Annotated in this window: 17 protein-coding genes and 1 CRISPR repeat array; of the genes, 1 reads left to right on the top strand and 16 read right to left on the bottom strand. The window is 40.5% G+C overall.

What is annotated here, in order from left to right:
* The 13 genes from RWS39_RS07900 to pcrA form a co-directional block, all read right to left on the bottom strand.
* The coding region (locus RWS39_RS07900; protein ID WP_314482218.1) for a DUF2142 domain-containing protein at positions 1-874 on the bottom strand (874 nt) is incomplete at its 3' end.
* Positions 861-3794 (bottom strand): rhamnan synthesis F family protein, encoded by a 2934-nt coding sequence (locus RWS39_RS07895; RefSeq protein ID WP_314482215.1) that lies wholly within the window; start codon positions 3792-3794, stop codon positions 861-863. The genes RWS39_RS07895 and RWS39_RS07900, both read right to left, overlap by 14 nt.
* A gap of 24 nt (positions 3795-3818) precedes the next feature.
* A complete protein-coding gene (locus RWS39_RS07890; RefSeq protein ID WP_314482212.1) occupies positions 3819-4598 on the bottom strand; it encodes a glycosyltransferase family 2 protein in 780 nt (259 codons plus the stop codon).
* A complete protein-coding gene (locus tag RWS39_RS07885) occupies positions 4588-4947 on the bottom strand; it encodes a DUF2304 domain-containing protein (protein WP_314482209.1) in 360 nt (119 codons plus the stop codon). Before RWS39_RS07885 ends, RWS39_RS07890 begins: the two co-directional genes overlap by 11 nt.
* A complete protein-coding gene (locus tag RWS39_RS07880; protein WP_314482206.1) occupies positions 4947-5663 on the bottom strand; it encodes a glycosyltransferase family 2 protein in 717 nt (238 codons plus the stop codon). Before RWS39_RS07880 ends, RWS39_RS07885 begins: the two co-directional genes overlap by 1 nt.
* Positions 5660-6631 carry a glycosyltransferase family 2 protein gene (locus tag RWS39_RS07875; protein ID WP_314482204.1) on the bottom strand — a complete coding sequence of 324 codons (972 nt, stop codon included), beginning with the start codon at positions 6629-6631 and terminating at the stop codon, positions 5660-5662. Before RWS39_RS07875 ends, RWS39_RS07880 begins: the two co-directional genes overlap by 4 nt.
* Before the next feature lie 263 nt (positions 6632-6894).
* A complete protein-coding gene (locus RWS39_RS07865; protein ID WP_314482201.1) occupies positions 6895-8178 on the bottom strand; it encodes a lipopolysaccharide biosynthesis protein in 1284 nt (427 codons plus the stop codon).
* A 113-nt stretch (positions 8179-8291) separates the two neighbouring features.
* Positions 8292-9146, bottom strand: a complete 855-nt coding sequence (rfbD, locus tag RWS39_RS07860; RefSeq protein ID WP_314482199.1) for a dTDP-4-dehydrorhamnose reductase — start codon at positions 9144-9146, stop codon at positions 8292-8294.
* Between the two features lie 123 nt (positions 9147-9269).
* Positions 9270-10478 (bottom strand): beta-carotene 15,15'-monooxygenase, encoded by a 1209-nt coding sequence (locus RWS39_RS07855; protein WP_314482197.1) that lies wholly within the window; start codon positions 10476-10478, stop codon positions 9270-9272.
* A gap of 54 nt (positions 10479-10532) precedes the next feature.
* Positions 10533-11459: a glycosyltransferase family 2 protein gene (locus tag RWS39_RS07850; RefSeq protein ID WP_314482194.1), complete on the bottom strand. Its 927-nt coding sequence runs from the start codon at positions 11457-11459 to the stop codon at positions 10533-10535.
* Positions 11460-11557: 98 nt separating this feature from the next.
* On the bottom strand, positions 11558-12838 hold the full coding sequence (locus tag RWS39_RS07845) for an O-acetylhomoserine aminocarboxypropyltransferase/cysteine synthase family protein (protein ID WP_314482191.1): 1281 nt from the start codon (positions 12836-12838) through the stop codon (positions 11558-11560).
* 98 nt (positions 12839-12936) lie between these two features.
* Positions 12937-13335, bottom strand: a complete 399-nt coding sequence (locus RWS39_RS07840; RefSeq protein WP_314482188.1) for an NUDIX hydrolase — start codon at positions 13333-13335, stop codon at positions 12937-12939.
* Positions 13332-15620, bottom strand: coding sequence for a DNA helicase PcrA (pcrA, locus tag RWS39_RS07835; RefSeq protein WP_314482186.1), 2289 nt, complete (start codon positions 15618-15620; stop codon positions 13332-13334). The genes RWS39_RS07840 and pcrA overlap by 4 nt, the downstream gene beginning before the upstream one ends.
* Positions 15621-15767: 147 nt before the next feature.
* Between pcrA and RWS39_RS07830 the strand changes: the two genes are divergently transcribed.
* Positions 15768-16958 carry a cation diffusion facilitator family transporter gene (locus RWS39_RS07830; RefSeq protein WP_314482181.1) on the top strand — a complete coding sequence of 397 codons (1191 nt, stop codon included), beginning with the start codon at positions 15768-15770 and terminating at the stop codon, positions 16956-16958.
* Positions 16959-16965: 7 nt separating this feature from the next.
* Here the strand turns inward: RWS39_RS07830 and RWS39_RS07825 are convergent, their stop codons facing one another.
* From RWS39_RS07825 to RWS39_RS07815, 3 genes are read right to left on the bottom strand one after another with little or no spacing between them, the layout of a single operon-like run.
* Positions 16966-17814 (bottom strand): amino acid ABC transporter substrate-binding protein, encoded by an 849-nt coding sequence (locus tag RWS39_RS07825; protein ID WP_314482179.1) that lies wholly within the window; start codon positions 17812-17814, stop codon positions 16966-16968.
* Between the two features lie 11 nt (positions 17815-17825).
* Complete coding sequence (locus RWS39_RS07820) at positions 17826-18455, bottom strand: amino acid ABC transporter ATP-binding protein (protein WP_314482176.1); 630 nt, start codon at positions 18453-18455, stop codon at positions 17826-17828.
* An 8-nt stretch (positions 18456-18463) separates the two neighbouring features.
* Entirely contained in the window at positions 18464-19105 is a 642-nt protein-coding gene (locus RWS39_RS07815; protein ID WP_061909465.1) for an amino acid ABC transporter permease, read from the bottom strand.
* A gap of 163 nt (positions 19106-19268) precedes the next feature.
* Positions 19269-19635: direct repeats of the CRISPR family, unit length 37 nt; unit sequence GTTTTGGAACCATTCGAAACAACACAGCTCTAAAACT.
* Between the last annotated feature and the right edge of the window lie 59 nt (positions 19636-19694).

Below are 19694 nucleotides of genomic sequence, written 5' to 3'. Positions count from 1 at the left end.
CACCGTTCATGCTCTGTTTAAACAAGGTGTTAAGCAGAACCCTACTGTAGTGGAAGATCCCTCCTTGATGACGGAAAAGCAAATGCAAGGCTAAGAAAACAGCAACAAAAGCCAAACTGTAAAAAACATAGCGATGACGACCGATAAATGCCTTGGTCGCAAGAAAAGGCTTGTTCAAAACAGCTAAGAATCCTTCCATTTCAAAATCAATGAATGGAAGTAAGCCTAGCAATAAGACATTGTTCAGTTTAGTTGCAAAGAGTCCAACAGATATGAGCAAAAGCTGGATAAAATTCTTATTGGTAAATCTATTGCTGGAAGCAATATTAGTGAAAAAACCCATAACTAGCATAAGCTCCAAATAGTTCATTACATCGTAGGAGAGAGAAGCTGCCTGTTGAACCATAATTGGCAGAAGTGAAATGAAAAAGAGAGCTTTCTTGCCGTACTTAAAATACTTAATCAGGAAGTAAACACCCAAAATATAGGCTAAGCCGTTAAAAAATCGCCCCATCATGATAATAACTCCCACCGATGGATAGATAAACGATCCCAAGGTCATGCCAATTAGCTGCGGTAAAAAGGAAAGAGTCTTGAGATTAATCCCCAAAGTAGACTTTTCCTGATATAAATCCAATTTTTCCGTAAAAAGCTTCTTATACTCTTTTGGAGAAACATGCGGTTCCGCAGAGATATTTTCCATCCACTTGTAGGTTTTCTCTGTCGGCTTATGGAAAATCTCCCAAGTCATGCGGGCGTGATTCGTCTCATCCGGCACACGGTTGATCGGTTGAACCACCATAAATGTCATGACAAAGACCGTCGCCAAGACCAGAAAGATATTTTCTATTTTTATCGTCTTACTTCTTTTCAAAATCATTCACCATTTCATCTTTACTATCTAAACTGCAGTTTTCAAGAACAAAATCATAAGCATTTTCCGCTAATTCCTGACGTAGGTCAGACGAAAGAATCAAACTCTCTAACTTTTCTTTCCACTCCCCGTCTTTAGCTAAAAGTCCTGTCTCCCCATCTTTAACCATATCAGAGAAGGCTCCAATGTGACTAGCAACTGTAGGAACTTTCACTAAGGCAGCCTCCATCCATTTGATTTCAGACTTAGCTCGGTTAAAGACCGAATCAACCAGTGGAGCTAGATTGATATCCACCTGACTGATCAGCTGAGGTAAATCCTTCCAGTCAACATAGTCATGGACAACAATCTGCTGTTGGTAAGGCTTCATATCCTCTGGAATATCTAAATGGCCGACGATATGGAGTTCCACATTCTTGTAAGTTTCAAGCAAGGATTGGATGGCTGGTTTTATCAATTCAAAATTTTCATTATGACTGATAGAACCTGAAAAATAGCCTATCTTGACTTTAGGGTTCTGCTGACTATAATCTTTGATAAAGTGAGAACTGATTTCAATCAAGTCACTGGAAGCTCGGTTTCTATTCAGCAACACCTTATCTTTATATTTGAGCAGTTCTTCCTTCAGTTGGAAAGTCGAAGTAATCGCTCCATCACAGGCAGCTAACATCTTGCCATAATTTTTGACACCAGCATCATAGTTGCCCTTGTCCTTTTCTGACAAGCCTTGAGTATAGCTCAGCTGATCTGTATAAACTGTATCAAAAACCAAATCATCAATGTCAAAATAAACTGGTTTTTTATCTCTTTTAGCTGTATCGCACAAGAATTGAAGTTGATAAGACCATGGAGCCCGATAGATAATAATATGACTTGCATATCGAGCCTGAGAAATCTCAAATTCTGATACATTTACTACTTTGACCGTGAAGCCTTTTTTGCGTAACTGTTCTGCTTTGTTCAGCACTCGGTAACGTGTACATTGCGGAATGATATTTTCAACCCCATCTATAATCAAGATATATTGTTCTCTGGAGATTGATTTGAATTTTTGTACAATATTTTCTAATATTTCAACTGGATAATCTGTTTCCATTTGTACATAATTGAGCAAATCAGGTATTTCTGTTCGTCTTTCCAGTCCCTGCCAACGAAATTGTTGCGCATTATAATTTTGTAATGAGGTGTATTTAACCAACGGACTACCAGCTCTTAACATTCTCAACGGATGAATATACATGGCGCTGTCTTTATTTTCAGACACCAAAGCATCATATCGATAACCCAAATCTGCAAAATACTTAGTAAAAGTTGTTTCGTGTTTTCCAATAGCCTTATCACGCGAATCTGTATCCGTTAGGTTGTTCCAATAGTCAAAAAACTCCCCTGACCGAAGCAATAAAGACTCAATGACAAGAAAATAGGATTGCAGATGTTCTGGAATATAGCCATATTGATTGAAATTCGTGGCATCTTCTTGTACTTCACCAAAGGAAATCCCCCAAAAATCAAGATTTCTCTCCACCATTGTTTGGAAGACCTCATTCAAATCTCGCATCGGACCAATATTCGTATCATTGACTAACAGAAGCTGAGAAGAAGTTTGCAACTTTTCCTTACCAATGGTTAAAATACCTTCCCTAAATGCTGCAGCATCGTAACCTGTATTATCCCTTACCAGAACTTGCCCATATTGTTCCAAGACAGATAAATCCTCTTGTTTCAATCCTCCATTCACCACAATCAACGTTTCATCTACCAAAGCAGCTAATTTCTCTAAAAACAGAACCTTGTAGCGTTGAAGATTCTCTTCTGCCTCAAAAATGACGTAGATTAGGTACTTTTTGCCAGTCACTTGTTGAAGCTGCTTTCGCTGAGAATTCCGTAAAACTCGATAATAATAGCTTTTTGGCGAGTTTATGTTTCTTTTTATGGTAATACACTGACGCTTCAATTGAGATAGGACAGTTCTGATATTCCGCGGATTTTTGACAATCTGCCCTACCTGCTTAATTGGTGTGACGATAGCGTTCCCGACACGATATGAGAGTGAGTTACGTAATTCATCAATGTCATCCTGATATTGATAAATCAATTCACTATCACGTTCCCAGTTTTCCTTTAGCTCATGAATATAATCGGACACTCTGTTCATATGCTGAATCAAATCATCAAGTCTGCCATCTAAAGTATAAATATTTGCAGACAAAGCTTGATAAATCTCATCAGGCAACTGTTTTACATACTTACGCAGGATTTTCAGATAGATCTCGTAATGGTAACGAGTAGAATCTCGTTTAGAGATAGATTCCTTATCAAAGACCCGATAATTCAGCTTTGTATTTGCATCATAAACAGGTTTCGCACCTTGATTGATAATTAAGTTTAAAAGAAAATCATAGTCTTCCAATTTTTCACGATTCAGCCCTTCATCGTAATAAATACCATCAGCAACCAAACGACGAATGAGGGAACAGTTGGAAATATAATTCTCCGTTAAGAAAGCCTGCTTGTCAAATGGCCGTGATTCAAGGTAAACTTCCTTTTTATCAGGATCATACAAATCCCCATAGACAATATCTGCTTCCTCTTGCATCATGGTTGTGTAGAAGCTCTCAATATAGTCTGAATCCAGAAAATCGTCACTATCCACAAAAATAAAATAAGTTCCTTGAATTTGCTGCAAAGCCTTATTTCTTGTCTTGACGACACCCATATTTTCATGGCTTTCAAATCTCGTCGGGAAAGGCGAATCTGCCAAAGTTTCTTGGATAATCTGGGCGGACTTGTCAGTGGACCCATCATCCAATACCAGTAACTCAATATTTCGATATGTCTGCTCAAAAATACTGCGCAAACACTGTTCAATGTAATCTTGATGGTTGTAACAAGTTACAACAACAGATATTAAATCTTTCATATACTTTCCTTGTAAATAACTCTATTAGTTTGAGTTAGCATCTTGACTTTTCATGTATGCTTTATTTATCAGATTAGCCACCCACTTTGGCCAGAAAAGCTGGTACATGAACAAATCTTCTTTGGTCCTAGTATTATCTGAAATAGTCTTGGTGGTTTCAGACTCTCCATGAATCCGATGGCACATAAGCTTCTCAGAAATATAAGCAAAACGCCCCTTATAATCACTAATCTTGTACCAAGCATACCAATCCAGACTCACGCGCATTTTCTCATCAAATCGGAAATCACTTAATACCTCTAAGTTATAAGTCACCGCCGGACAGGAAATGGGATTGCCAAAAGCCAGCACTCGATTTCTCCAAAAACGACTGGATGGCATTAGATTCAAGGTTTTAAGCATGAGAGTCTTGATTTTCAAATTGGTATTAGCTGGAATTTTGACTCCATTTTTCTCTTCAAAATAGTCTGTATAAGCAATGAGAATGTCTTTAGACTGCTCTATTTTTTGCATCACTGCTTCTAGATAAGTAGGTTCATAATAGTCGTCTTGGTGGGCAATGGTAGCATAAGAAGTCTCAGCAAAAGAGAGTGCATTATTCCAGTCCTTACCGATACCGCCGCCTTCTTTCGTATAAAAAGGAATTTGATACTTCTGGCACAGCTGCTTGATTGAATCCAGCGGTGTTGAACTATAACAGATAATCTTTGATGACAAGGTTTGAGCTTGCAGAGACAGGATGCAAGCTTCTAAGAATTCACTTTTGCCATAGGCGCAAATCACCCAGGTGTGGTTATTTTTCATCTTTTTCACTCTCTAACTTAGACATTCTTTTCTTCATGATGGACAGTTCTTGCACCAGCTGCTTGATTTGTTCTTTTTGTTTTGAAATGGCAATAGTATGCAAAAAAACAATAATCAATAGGAAAAAGATAGCCAAAGACATCACAAAATTTGAGGTCAGTTCAAACCCTAACAATTTGGCAATAGAAACTGGAATCCGATCAAAAACAGAGATAATAATCAGTACGAAGCCAATAACAATCCACATAAAGGCTTGCTCAAATAAAATATTGTTTTGATTGATATTCCGAAAGACAAAATACAAGAATAAAACTGACGCCACCAGCATGACAATAGACAAAATAGACATTATTCACTCTCTTTCATAAAAGCAGCAATCAAGATTGAAGAGCAAACTTCAATCATATAGCGAATGGACTTAATCGGAGTAATCGAAGAGACTCCTCCTGCACGTTCAAACATATTGGCTGGTGCTTCCACCACTTTATATTTCCTCTTCAAGATATGGACGATTGATTCTGGCTCAGGATACTTGATAGGATAGCGCGCAGCGAATTGTCGAATTATGTCTCGATTGGCCAAACGATAGCCTGAGGTGGTATCCAGAATTCTTTTGCCTGTTGTTAATTTAATAAAAGCTGAAATAATGGTAATGCCAAAACGACGCATAAAAGTCGTCTGAAATTCCGAAGACTTGTCACCGATAAAACGAGAACCAACAACCAAATCAGCCTGCTGACGACGAATAGGCTCCAGCAAAGCATCCAGCGACTCAATATCATGCTGGCCGTCTCCATCGAACTGAACGGCCACATCATAATTATTCTCAAGAGCATACTTATAGCCCGTCTGAACAGCTCCGCCAATCCCTAAATTCATAACCAAATGAATAGCATTCAGATGATGACTGTCCAAAATCTCCTTGGTTCTGTCAACTGATCCATCATTGATAACTACGTAGTCTAAGTCAAAATCAACTTTCTTCCGATATTCTACAATGCTCATAACCGTATTTAAAATACTTTCTTCCTCATTATAAGCAGGAATTATCATTAAAACTTTCAATTATCTTTCTTCCCTTTACAATAAATTTTAGCAAATAATGGAACTAACCTTAACTTTTCTAAACTCAAAAAAACAATTAGAGAAATTTTAGTCTGAAATCTTTCGCCCTGAACCTTCTTAGACAAGGGAGAGATCATACTGATGAGTTCATTCTCTTTTAACCATTCCTTAATCTTAATATACTGATGAATAAACTCTTGATTGGATGAGGTTCTCCCAGAAAAAAGCAAATACCAAACATAATATCTTTTCAAGTAATATACTTCTAGCTCAGATGGCTTACCCAGCTCTAATATTTTTGAAAAAAGAACTAAAATATCAATTTTAGGAGAGAAACCTCTCTGAGAAGTGTTAGAAATACTCTGACTATTGTAATACCAATTATATCCTTTATAATCTAACAAACCTATTTTGTCTGTTGCCTTATAGGCAGCTAGGTTAAAAATGATATCTTCTCCTATACCATAGTCAAAAAATTCTAGATTATTCGTTTTCAAGAACTCCGTGCGGTAAACTTTGGCCCAAGGAGCCGTTATAATATACTTGGACCACTCTGACTGCTGTATATCTTGACTAAAGATAATCTGGTTATCCTGATTGACACGTTTGTACCCACCAATAACCAAGTCTAGCTTTTTCTCATGGATAGCCTGATAAAAAGTTTCAAGGTAATCACTATCAACAAAATCATCATTATCCATGAACATAATATATTCTCCCTCAGCTAGAAGAATCCCCTTATTTCTAGTTACTGCAACTCCTTCATTTTGTTTGTCAATTACTCTTACAAAACTATACTTCAATTCATATTCTTTTAAAATATTTAAAGAATTATCTTTTGAACCATCGTTCAGAAGAATAATTTCAAAATTCTTAAATGATTGATTCAAAAGAGAATCTATACAGCGTTTAATCCCGTCTTGTGCATTATAGACTGGAATAATAACTGAAATAGCTGGTTTAGACATATTTTTCCTTTCATAACTAATCCACTCTATTTATAAAACTTCAATAAAACAGGAAATAGTTTTATTGAAAATTTTAGCCCCAATAAATTGGCTAATAGACCTGTTAATTTAAATGCTCGGTTTTCTATATACTTTGCATACTTTAGCAAATACTTATATTGATAAAGCAACTCTTTAATTTTAAAATTATCAATGTATTGATTTACATAAGGTACATGTTGCAACTTACGGTATAAACGCATCATTTAATGTAAATAAGATATTCATAGAATCCTATTTCTTTTTTCCTGATTTTTAGCAATACCATAAATAATCAGACTTGTTGCACAAAAAACACACATGGAAATTAAAAAGGAATTAGCAGCTCCCATTAATTTTTGGTCTCGGATAAATGGCAAAGTAATAAATTTTGAAACAGCAAATGTTAGTAAATAGGCTATCATAAGATAATACTGTTTTCTAAAGATGGTCATAATGATATCAACTACTAAGGCTAAAACATTTAAAATACCACCTACTAACAATATTGTAAAGGGCAACTTATATTCTTGTAACTGAATACCATAAACAGCACCTAACACTTCTGTACCAATCAAATAACCTAAGCCAACAATAATAAAACCCAAAACAAGCATAACCAAAAACAGTAGGCGAACTTGTTTGAAAAAAAGTAGTTCCTTCTTCTCATTCCAATAAATTGAAAGCTGTGTAGTCAACGGTCTCAGGACGAAGAATAAAAGGGATAGGACAAAGACAGGCATAAATAAAATGTTAAAATCCCTTTGCATACCTGACACCAGAACTCCGCTTGTTAACAAGCGGTCAATGACAATTTTAGGCTCATTATAAATATAAGCAAGTAAAAATCCATTTAAAAACAAAGGAAAACTGTTTTTTAAAATAGAGAAGACATTGCTTTTATCCTTAAATAGCAAGGGAGTAAGACGTTCATTCCGAAAATGACGTCTATAGTAAGTGATATCTAAGAGCGAAGTTAAAACGAGATTTACTAAACCAATAATCAAACTAGCAAAAAGTAAAGATTTTGTGAGTAGCAAAACAACTGCAAAAACGAGCATACAAAGCCAGCTTCTGTGAAATTGAATTTTTCCAGCTAGATCTGACCTGTTCTTTTGCTGGAAAAAGCCTTGGAAGACATCCGAATAAGCATCTATAGCTCGGTAAAAAACCAACAGAAAAATAATAGCTGATTTGTAGATGTCATAGTCTTGCCAGCATACATAAAAGAGGGAAGTAAGCAACATCAAAAAGACTGTAAAAATCCTAGTATTGTGGTATGAAGCGAAACTATACGTTTCCTTTACATCTGTAGACTGCAGATTTCTAATCTGAAAATATCCCAAAACATAGAACTGCTGTCCTAAAGCAAACGCGATACTAAATATATCAGAATCTTGCGAGCTTAATAATCTTGAAGCTAGTAGTAGTAGAAAAAAGGAGATAAATGAAGCTGAAATAGTCCCTAACATATTCCATATATAATTGCTCTTAACTGACGGTAGTGAAATTTCTGATTTCTGGGACATTCTATCTTCTCCAATTATGTTCTAGTCCTTATTATACTATACTTTCCATGAAATGTGAAAAGCCACTGTTAAATAGCCATCAAAAAAGGACTCAAAAGTCCCTTTGATAGATATCAGTGTTTTTTATCCTGCTTGTAAAACTCTTTTAAGGCATCCTGCCAAGTCGGAATGACAAAGCCTGTAGCCTTAGCCTTGGTCAGACTCATAGTTGAGTTGAAAGGTCGCTTAGCCTTGGCTGGGAACTTGCTGGAATCAACCGGCTGAACTTCCACATCCGTATCTTTGAGAATTTCCACTGCAAAGTCATACCACGTCGTGTCCTCAGCAGCATCATTAGACAGATGGTAATAACCAAATTCCTTTTGATTTTCAGCCAGATGAGTCATAAACTCAGCCAGCGTACGAGTCCAAGTCGGACGGCCATGCTGGTCATTAACTACGGTCAGAGTTTTATGTGTCTTAGCAAGATTTTGCATGGTAAAGACAAAGTTTTTACCGTAGTTCCCAAAGACCCAGGCAGTACGGATAATGTAGAAACGGCTAGAACATTTCTCAACTAGCTCCTCGCCCATGCGCTTGGTACGACCATACTCGGTCTGTGGATCTGGTCGATCGTCTACTTCCCATTCCTCTCCGACAGGCTTTTGTCCGTCAAAGACATAGTCTGTTGAGATGTAGACCATGGTCGCCCCGTGTGCTTCTGCTGCTTTTGCCACATTTTCGGTACCGGTCACGTTGATGGCATAGTCCAGCTCTTTGCCTTCGTCTTCTGCTGCATCAACAGCTGTATAGGCTGCGCAGTGATAAACCAAGCTTGGCTTGACTTCCGCAAAGACCTTGTCCACCATTTGGGCATTGGTAATATCCATTTCTGCCACATCAACAGCCACATACTCTTCGTTGCGCTCATCCAAAAGATAGCGGAGCTCTGTTCCCAACTGTCCATTCGCACCTGTAATTAAAATCATTTGTTTTTCCTTTCAGATCATAAATATTCGATGGATTTATTATACCAAAAAAAGCAGAAAAAATCTGCTTGATCGAATCACTATCGGAAAATCTATTCAGTAGGAGCACAAAAGTATAGTTTCTTATTCCTTTTGATACTCTGTATATAAATGATACAATAATATGCAAGTGATAATGAATAGACTTAGCATCAGAGGCAAAAAGGTTCGAGTGCTTGAAGCGTAAAGAGTGGGAGATAATGAAATGACCATGCGGCCAATAAAGCCAATTACAAATAAATAGGTCAGCCATATCTTTTCTTTACAGTCAGAAACTACAAGCCACAAAGCGTAAAGAATCATTAATAGCAGCAAGCCATAAAAAGCTACCGCGCTCAGATAAGTAATATTAAAAGAAAATGTCCCTGATTCTCTGGCTGCTTTACTGATACCTGTTAAGGTACCAAAAATAGTATTCCAGCCCATTTTTTGTAAAAAAATATTGAGTATGACAAAACCGCTCAGAGCTATGGCTGTTACATTTTTCTTGTGAAGAGCATAAACAAAGAGCACAAGCAAGAAGACCATCACAAAGGCAAAGGACGTGGAAAGCAGATTATCCCCTGTCTCCAGAAAGCCAAGCCCAAGCTTTTGGAAGATATTCAAGTTCGGAAAGTTGGGGAACCAACTGACAATATTCTTTTCCAAACGCAGAGCATTCCCAGGAGACAGCTTGGCTGATATGATTCCTAAAGCGCTCAGTGCCAAATAGCATAGATTACCCAGTAAAGGTTTTTTATCTTTCTTCGCAAGGACAGTTTCAAACAGAAGCCACAAAAAAGCGTAGACAGCTAATTGTTCTTGCATGATAGCAACTAAAAAGCACAAAAGGCTAGCCATATTAATCAAAGTATTTTTAGATTCTCTGAAAAAAAGTGCAAAAAGCAACAAGGAAGCAGGGAAAATGTAATTGACATAGGTCGGAATAGAACCCGCACTTAAAAATTCCGTTGCCGGAAGGAATATAAAAATTAGTAAAGCTGGCAGCCAAGGCAAGGAAGGGGTCAGCTTCCTTAAAGCATAAACCAAAAGCAACGTTGCCAGAAAGGCTGCTGCTATAAACAGCTTTTCGTGAACGGAAAATAATAAGGTAGCTGACTCAATGAGCAGTCTACTGCTCCAAGTAAAATAACGATCAATCCCAAAGAATAAATAATTATAATGAAATTCCTTAGCATATTCTAAAAAGGCTGTTTGGTCTCCTACTGGGGTGATTTTATTATTGATATAAAACTGTATCGCATAAATAAACGAAGATAAGCATAAGACAATATTAATTTTTTTATTTTTCACAATCTCTCCTCAGCTAATATAGGCTACTCAAGTCCTAAAAACTCTCTCAAAGGTTCACTTACTCTTCTCCTTAATCACATAAACAGGGCGTTTCTTTGTTTCCATGAAGATTTTGCCGATGTATTTGCCTAGGATACCGATGGTCAACAACTGGAAGCCACCAAGAAGGAGAATAACGGTCATGAGGGATGGCCAGCCAGATGTGGGATCACCAAAAACCAAGGTACGGATAATAATCACCGCCATCAGGATGAAAGCTAAAATCCAAGACAGGATGCCTCCTAAAAAGGCAATGTTGAGAGGAGCATCAGAGAAATTGACAATACCTTCCAAAGAATAGTTGAAAAGAGACCAGAAATTCCAAGAGGTCTTGCCAGCCACTCGTTCGACATTTTTGTATTCCAAGTACTCGGTATTGAAGCCTACCCAAGCAAAAATCCCCTTGGAGAAGCGATTGTACTCTGAAACTTCCAAAATGGCTGCTACCATCTGACGGCGCATCAGGCGGAAGTCCCGCGCACCATCTACCATCTCGACCTGACTAATCTTGTTAATCAGCTTGTAAAACAAATTGGCAAAAAAGCTTCGAATTGGCGGCTCTCCCTCGCGAGTCGTGCGACGGGTTCCTACGCAGTCTAGTTCGGGATTCGAGTCAAGCATGGCCTTCATCTCAATCAGGAGCTCGGGCGGATCCTGCAAATCCACATCCATAACCGTCACAAAATCCCCACTCGCCTCTTGCAAACCAGCATAAAGGGCTGCTTCTTTTCCAAAATTACGAGAAAAGGATAGATAGTGAACATCCGAACAGCGACTGCTGAGCTCACGCAAAACAGCCAAGGTGCGGTCCGTCGATCCGTCATTGACAAAAATATATTCAAACTGGTCACGGATTTGATATTTGACCGCTTCCATGGCTTCATGAAACAAAGGAATAGACTCTTCTTCATTGAAGCACGGAACAATCACTGAAATTGTCATTTTGATTACCTGCTATTTTTTAATATCTTTCATTATAACAAAAAACTAGGCGAAAACCCAGTTTTATTCTTATTTGCTCTACCTATAGACCTTGAACATTAGATAGATTCCAAGGCGATTCTCAGATCCTCTATCAAGTCATCCACATTTTCCAAGCCGATAGAGAGACGGATTTGATTTGGCGTAATACCTGCTGCCAGCTGAGCCTCTGGCGACATCTGACCATGGGTCGTCGTAGCTGGATGGACAACCAGGGACTTAGCATCGGCTACATTGGCTAAGTCAGAGAAAATCTCTAAGCTGTCAATAACCTTACGAGCTTCTTTCTCTCCACCTTTGACATTAAAGGTGAAGATAGAGCCCACGCCTTTAGGGAAATATTTTTTAGCCAAAGCATGATAAGGACTGTCAGCAAGTTTCGGATAATTGACCTGCTCGACCTTAGGGTGCCCTGCTAGGAAATCTACAATCTTCTCTGCGTTGGACACATGGCGCTCTACGCGCAAAGAGAGTGTTTCTAACCCCTGCAGGAAGAGAAAGGCATTGAAGGGAGACATAGCTGCGCCCGTATCGCGCAAGAGCTGAGTCCGGACGGCAGTGACAAAAGCTGCTGCTCCGACATCGCGCGTATAACTGATATCATGATAGCTCGGGTCCGGATCAACAAACTGCGGAAACTTACCAGAAGCTTCCCAATCGAAACGACCGCTGTCCACAATCACACCACCGATGCTAGTTCCGTGACCACCGATAAACTTGGTTGCAGAATGAACCGCAATGTCCACACCATGAGAAAAAACATTGATCAGATATGGTGTTGCAAAGGTATTGTCGGAAATCAGCGGAATTTTATGAGCATGAACCAGCTCTGCTAAAGTATCAAAATCAGGAATATTAATCAGAGGATTGCCCAAGCTTTCAATCAGAACTAGCTTGGTATTGTCCTGAATGGCCGCTTCTACTTCAGCCAGATTTTCAATATCGACAAAAGTCGTGGCAATGCCATAGCGAGGTAGGGTTTCCTTGAGCAGATTAAAGGTGCCACCGTAGATGGTGGAGGCTGCCACTACATGGTCGCCAGCATGCGCCAAAGCTAGAACGGTATAGGTCAGAGCGGCCATACCAGAAGCTGTTGCTAGAGCTCCGACTCCACCCTCCAAAGCCGCAATCCGCTCCTCAAAAGCAGACAGGGTCGGATTGGTAATCCGAGTGTAGATGTTGCCCGGTTTGCGTAGGGCAAAAAGATCTTCTCCCTCCTGAGTATCGTCAAACACATAGGAAGTTGTCTGGTAAATAGGCAGAGCCCGCGACTTGGTTGTCGGGTCAACTGTCTGTCCAGCATGAAGCTGCAGAGTTTCAAATTTAAATTCACGTGTCATAAGGTCACCTCACTATAATTATGTGATAAGTCTACCACTAAACGCCCCGCTTGACTAATAGAATTTCCTTATCAAAAGAAATAAAGAGAAGCTATATCTTATAGCTTCTCAGATATAATCTCAAAAGTCGCTTGATTGCTGGGCCAGTACAGCTGCGACGAAACTTTGTCTAACGCTACCCACTGAGCTCCAACATGCTCATCAGAAATCTGGATTTCCTTCTGCTCTGTCAGAACTAGAAAGAGATTTTTGTGGATGGACAGATTTTCATCAATCTTTACTGTGAAATCTCCAAGACTAGTCAGATTTGAACAAGCTAAGAGCAAGCCGGTCTCCTCTTTTATTTCACGAAGGCAGGCTTCTTCTGGACTCTCACCGCTCTCAATCCCACCAGTAATGGGCTGCCAAAAGGAAACATTCTCATTCTCCACTTTCAAGAGCAAGATTTCTCGTTCCTCTGGATGATAAATCCAGGCTTCAATCGACTGCCTCATCATGATTTTTTCTCAATCGGTGCTATGCTGGCCAGCACTTTCTTAAGACCGACTTCTGGGAAATTGATCTTGAGCTCTTGACTGTTTCCGCTACCAGAGACTGCCAAAACTGTCCCATCGCCCCATTTCTTATGGTGGGCAATATCCCCGATAGCCCAAGCAACTTCTGGCTTAGATGGCTGGTTCTGACCACTCTTTCCAAAAGGCAGGCTGTTTGTAGAAATCGAACTAGGTGCCGCCTGACGCTTCCTCTCCTGCAAGGCTTGAGCCAGACTCATGCCCTGACCGAATTTGCTAGTATCGCTGTTGGTATAACTAACCTTAAAGGAGCTGTTTGCCGGCCGAGCCAGTCCCTGATAGTTTAGCAAGTCTGAACTGATTTCTCTCAAGAAACGGGTCGGCTGATTGTAGTTAGTCCGACCATAAAGCAGGCGAGAATTAGCATTGGTTAGATAGAGAATCTTCTCAGCTCGGGTGATGCCGACATAGGCCAGACGGCGCTCCTCCTCCAGCTCATCCTCATCTTCAGATGCCCGACTCAGAGGGAAGACATTTTCCTCCATACCAACCAGAAAAACGACTGGAAACTCTAGTCCCTTGGCCGCATGGAGGGTCATCAAAGTCACTTCAGAACTCTCCTGATCTCCGTCGTCTGTGTCCGCGATCAAGGCTAAGTCATTGAGAAAACGGCTAAGCTTGTCCAGACCTGTCTCATCAGCAGGATTATCTGGATTTTCATCAAAGTTCTTGGTTACAGACAGGAATTCTTCGATATTTTCAATCCGAGCTTGGCTTTCCAAGGTTGCCTGAGCTGCCAAAGCGGCCGAGTAACCTGTTTTTTTCAGAACAAGCTCGACTAATTCAGTCACGCTATAGTCATCCAAACGATCCCGCAAGTCGAGTATCAGATTAGCAAACTCATAGACTGCCTGAGCCACCTTGCCCTTGACTGGCGAAAGCATGATATTGGCTGACGCATCCAGCAAAGAGATTTCTTGACTAGCCGCAAAATTCCGAATCTTGTCTACCGTTCCCGGTCCGACACCACGTTTGGGCTCATTGACCACGCGCTCATAGCTGATATTGTCGCTAGGATTGGCGATGAGATTGAGATAAGAAATGAGATCGCGGATTTCCTTGCGGCTGTAGAACTTAGTGCCGCCGACCATGGTATAGGGAATATTGGACTTGAGCAGGGCTTCTTCCACCGTCCGTGACTGGGCATTGGTCCGGTAAAGAACTGCAAAATCCTTATGACTGTATCCTTCTCGGCTCAGCTGATCAATAGTCCGAGCGACAAAGAGAGCCTCGTCCTGCTCGTCATTAGCCCGATAGTAGACAATTTCCTCACCGTCTTCGTTTTGAGTCCAGAGATTTTTAGGACGGCGGTTGCGGTTGTTTCGGATGACCTCATTAGCCGCCTGAAGAATGGTCTTAGTCGAGCGATAATTTTCCTCAAGCAGGACTACCTTAGCTTCTGGATAATCCTTTTCAAAGTCCAGGATATTCTGCATATCGGCTCCCCGCCAGCCATAGATAGACTGGTCTGCATCTCCGACCACACAGATATTCTTAAAGCGGGAAGCCAAGAGCTTGACCAGCTGGTACTGGGCGTGGTTGGTATCCTGATACTCGTCCACATGGATGTACTGGTAACGTTGCTGATAGTAGGTCAGGACATCAGGATTTTGATCAAAAAGCCGCAAGGTCAGCATAATCAAATCGTCAAAGTCCATAGCCTCAGACTGGCGCAATTCCTTTTGATAAGCCGTGTAGCACTTGGCCACAATCTCTGTGTACATATCACCAGCCATATTTGCATAGGCCACCTCATCAATCAGGTCGTTCTTGGCATTGGAAATGGTCCCTAGAATGGCGCGCTCATTCCACTTTTTAGGATCCAGATTGAGATTTTTGAGAATCCGTTTCATCAAAGTTCGCTGCTCACCCGGATCAACAATGGTGAAGTTGCGGTTGTAGCCAATATGATCAGCTTCTCGTCGCAAAATACGTACACACATGGAGTGGAAGGTGGCGATTAAGCAATCTTGGGTGGCTGGATTGAGTGCTGCTGCCCGTTCCTTCATCTCCCGCGCTGCCTTATTGGTAAAGGTAATGGCGAGGATATTCCAAGGATTAACCATCTTCTCATCAATCAAATAGGCAATGCGGTGGGTCAAGACACGAGTCTTTCCTGAACCAGCTCCCGCCATGATCAACAGGGGGCCTTCCGTCGTCTGGACCGCTTCGGCCTGACGGTCATTCATACCGTTTAATAAGGGATTCATCTTCTATCCTTTCAATATAAAATCAAACTGAAAATCAATGCTTCCATTATATCAAAATTCGAGTGAATTTGTTATCGAAAAGCCAACTGTCCTCAATTGAAATTCAAGTGTGAAAAAGCTATAATAGTAGTCTAGAAAGGAGCAGCCATGAACAATCATCCAAGTGACAATCTCAAACTTGCCGAACGAGGCGCCCTCCTAGCAATTGCCACCTACATAGGCCTATCCGTTACAAAAATCATTGCAGGTGCGGCACTGACATCCTCCAGTTTGACGGCGGATGGTTTCAACAACGTCTCCGATATCGTTGCCAATCTAGCAGTCTTAATCGGTCTGCGTATGGCACGAAAACCAGCAGATAAGGACCACCGCTTTGGCCATTGGAAGATTGAAGATCTGGCCAGCTTAATTACTTCTTTCATCATGTTTTTTGTCGGTTTCAATGTCCTCATTGATACGGCTCAAAAAATCATTAACAAGGAAGAAACCTTGATTGATCCTGTGGGAGCCATCGTCGGGATTGTATCGGCCATCATCATGTTTGGTGTTTATCTTTACAATAAAAACCTAGCCAAAAGGGTAAAATCCAAAGCTCTGGATGCGGCCGCCAAGGACAATCTCTCGGATGCTATCACTTCTCTGGGCACTTCTGTTGCCATTATTGCCAGCTCCCTGAAATTCCCTATCGTTGATAAGCTAGCAGCCATCATTATTACATTTTTCATTCTAAAAACAGCCTATGACATCTTCATAGAGTCCTCCTTCAGCCTGTCAGACGGCTTTGATCAGGACCTTTTAGACGATTACAAGCGCGCTATCCTGGAAATTCCCAAAATCACACGCGTCAAATCCCAGCGTGGCCGGACCTATGGTAGTAATATCTATCTGGATATTATACTGGAAATGAATCCTGACCTCTCCGTCTTTGAAAGCCACGAAATCGCTGACCAGGTAGAGGATATGCTCAAAGAACGCTTCGGCGTCTTCGACATTGATATTCATATTGAGCCAGCCCCTATTCCTGAAGATGAGATTCTGGATAATGTCTATCAAAAACTCCTGATGCGTGAGCAATTAGTCGACCAAGGCAGTCAATTGGAGGCACTTCTTTCCTCTGATTTTGTCTACATTTCCCAAGATGGTCGCCAGCTAAACAAAGAGGAATTTCAACTAGAGAGAGCCCAAACTTCTCCTATCAAAAATTTAGAAATTACATCTGTCAGCCAAAAGACCAAGCTGATTCGCTATCAAATCGGAGATGTCATCCATACCAGCCTCTGGCGCCGCCACGAAGTCTGGCAAAATATCTTTCACCAAGAAACACGAAAAAACAACTAGCTTTCTGCTAGTTGTTTTTATATGCTTTTACTTGGTCTGTCGCAATATCCTCTCCAAACCACTTTTCAGCGATTTTCTGGAATTTTCCCTCTTGATATAATTTTCCAAAAGCAGCATTTACTTTTTCAACTAAAGTACGGTCCGCCTTTCTAGCCCCGACCGCAAAGTCCTCGCTCTCAAATCCAACTGAAAAAACTGAATATTGATCTAAAATTCCTTCTTCTGTCAGATAATAATTGGCATAAACACGGTCAATCAAGAGACCATCAATCCGATCGTTTTGCAAGTCAATCAACGCCTCGTTGAAGCTTTGGTACTGGGTCGCTGTATGATTTTTGACAATGGTTTTCAAAATTTCAGGATTGCTTTCAAAAGCTACGTAGCCAGAAGATCCTGCTTGTGCACCCAATACTTTTCCTGCCATATCAGTGGCCTGTGAGATATGAGAGGACTTTTTACTGACCAAAACCTGCTCATTTTTCATATAAGGAATGGTAAATTCTACCTTTTCTCTTCTCTCATCCGTCGCGGAATAGCCATTCCAGATGAGGTCAATCGTACCGTTGGTCAACTCTGTTTCTTTCATATCCCAATCAATTGGTTGCCATTTCACCTTAATTCCATATTCCTCAAAAACAGCATTAGCCAAATCAATATCAAATCCTGCATAAGTGCCATCTTTTTGCTCAAATCCCATGGGGACAAAGGTATTATCAAAGCCGATTGTAATCTGTTTTTTCTCCTCGTACTTACTCCAATTATCCAAGCTGGGATCACTGACATTGGAACTACAAGCACTAAGCATAAAGGTTAGGATCAGGGTCAAACAGGTCAAAAGAATATTCCTTAGTTTCATCCGGACCTCCCCTATTTTGGTATGACCTTGAGAATAGAATCCGCAATATTTTCCGCAAACTGCAAATCATGTGTGACCACAATCTGCGTCATTCCCATTTCACGATTTTGGAGGATGAGTTTTTCTACTTCCAAGCGTAATGCAGGGTCCAAGGCAGAAGTCGGCTCATCATATCCGATAATTTCTGGATTAATCATCATAGCACGAGCTAAAGCGACCCGCTGTTTTTGCCCGCCTGACAGCGAATAAGGATAGGCCTTGGCATGCTCGGACAAGCCTAAACGGGCCAATAAGCCCTGCGCCTTCTCTTCAGCTTCTTCTTTGGAAACATTCATTGTATGTATTGGTGATAAGGTCAAGTTTTCCAAGACAGACAAATGAGGAAAGAGCTGAAAATCTTGAAAGACAAAGCCTAGAAGATTGCGCTTTTCAAGCTCTGTGACATCCAAAATCTCTCCATTATAAATTACTTGTCCCGAATCAATTGTCTCCAAGCCTGCCAGCATTCGCAGAAGGGTTGTCTTCCCTCCGCCAGAAGGTCCAACAATGGCCAATACTTGCTTTTCAGGCACAATCAAATTAAAATCCTTTAGAATCCGCTTATCACCAAATTTTTTACTAATATTTCGTAATTCTAACATAATAGCACCTACTTATAATAACTAAATTTCTTTTCGACCTGTTTTGCAACCAGCGTAGCCAGACCGATTAAGAGTAAATAAATCAAGCCTGCAACAAACATCGGTGCCAGACTGGCATCTCGGTTGGCCGCTGTACGACTGGCCAAAATTAAGTCTGAAATGCCTAAAGCATAAACCAAAGAGGTGTCTTTCACCAAAGTCATAACTTCATTAAAGACACTAGGTAGCACAATTTTTACGACCTGCGGCAAAATAATCAGGCGAATCGTCTGAACAGGAGTAAATTTCAAAACCTTCGCAGCCTCATACTGTCCAGTCGGAATGGAAGAAATGCCGCCGCGGAAGATCTCCGCAAAATAAGCCGCATAGTTTAATGTAAAAGCAATAATCGCTGCAGGAATCCGATCCAGCCGAATCCCTATACTTGGCAACACATAGTAAATAAAGATTAACTGTAGCAAAAGCGGCGTCCCACGCATAATCCAAATGTAAATATTAAGCAGCCATTGCAGGGGCTTCAAGCGAATTTGCATCGAAAAAGCCAGCATAATTCCCAAAGGAATCGAAAAAACCAAGACCAAAGCAAACACCTGCAAGGTAGTTGCCGCTCCACTTAGAAGACTGGGTAAAATTTCCAAAATATAGCTCATTCTCTTCCCCCTAAATAAATATTATACCATTATAGCAGAATCTCAAGAAAATACAAGCAGATATTACAAAAAATTTATAGCACAAAAATCGAAGTCGAATAAAATTAAAATCCGACTCTCCTTTCAAGAATCGGATTTATTGCTCTATGGGTAGCTTCGTGTCGTTTTGAAACCATTCAAAACAACACAGCTCTAAAACACCGTCAAGAAGTGCGAGATCAAGAGGAAGGTTTTGGAACCATTCGAAACAACACAGCTCTAAAACAACGAAAGGAGGACAAGTAATGAGTTTTAAGTTTTGGAACCATTCGAAACAACACAGCTCTAAAACAGGCCGTTTCGTGCTAAATATATGTTGTCTGTTTTGGAACCATTCGAAACAACACAGCTCTAAAACTCACAGGAAACTTCGTGGCTCGCGGCGATAGTTTTGGAACCATTCGAAACAACACAGCTCTAAAACTAGCCGTCTGCACGAGCTCCGACCTATTAGGTTTTGGAACCATTCGAAACAACACAGCTCTAAAACTCAAGGGATTGATACACGTGTTACCTCTCTGTTTTGGAACCATTCGAAACAACACAGCTC

This window comes from Streptococcus cristatus (assembly GCF_963529205.1).
Taxonomy (GTDB): domain Bacteria; phylum Bacillota; class Bacilli; order Lactobacillales; family Streptococcaceae; genus Streptococcus; species Streptococcus cristatus_O.
This window is presented reverse-complemented; position numbering and strand designations above follow the sequence as displayed.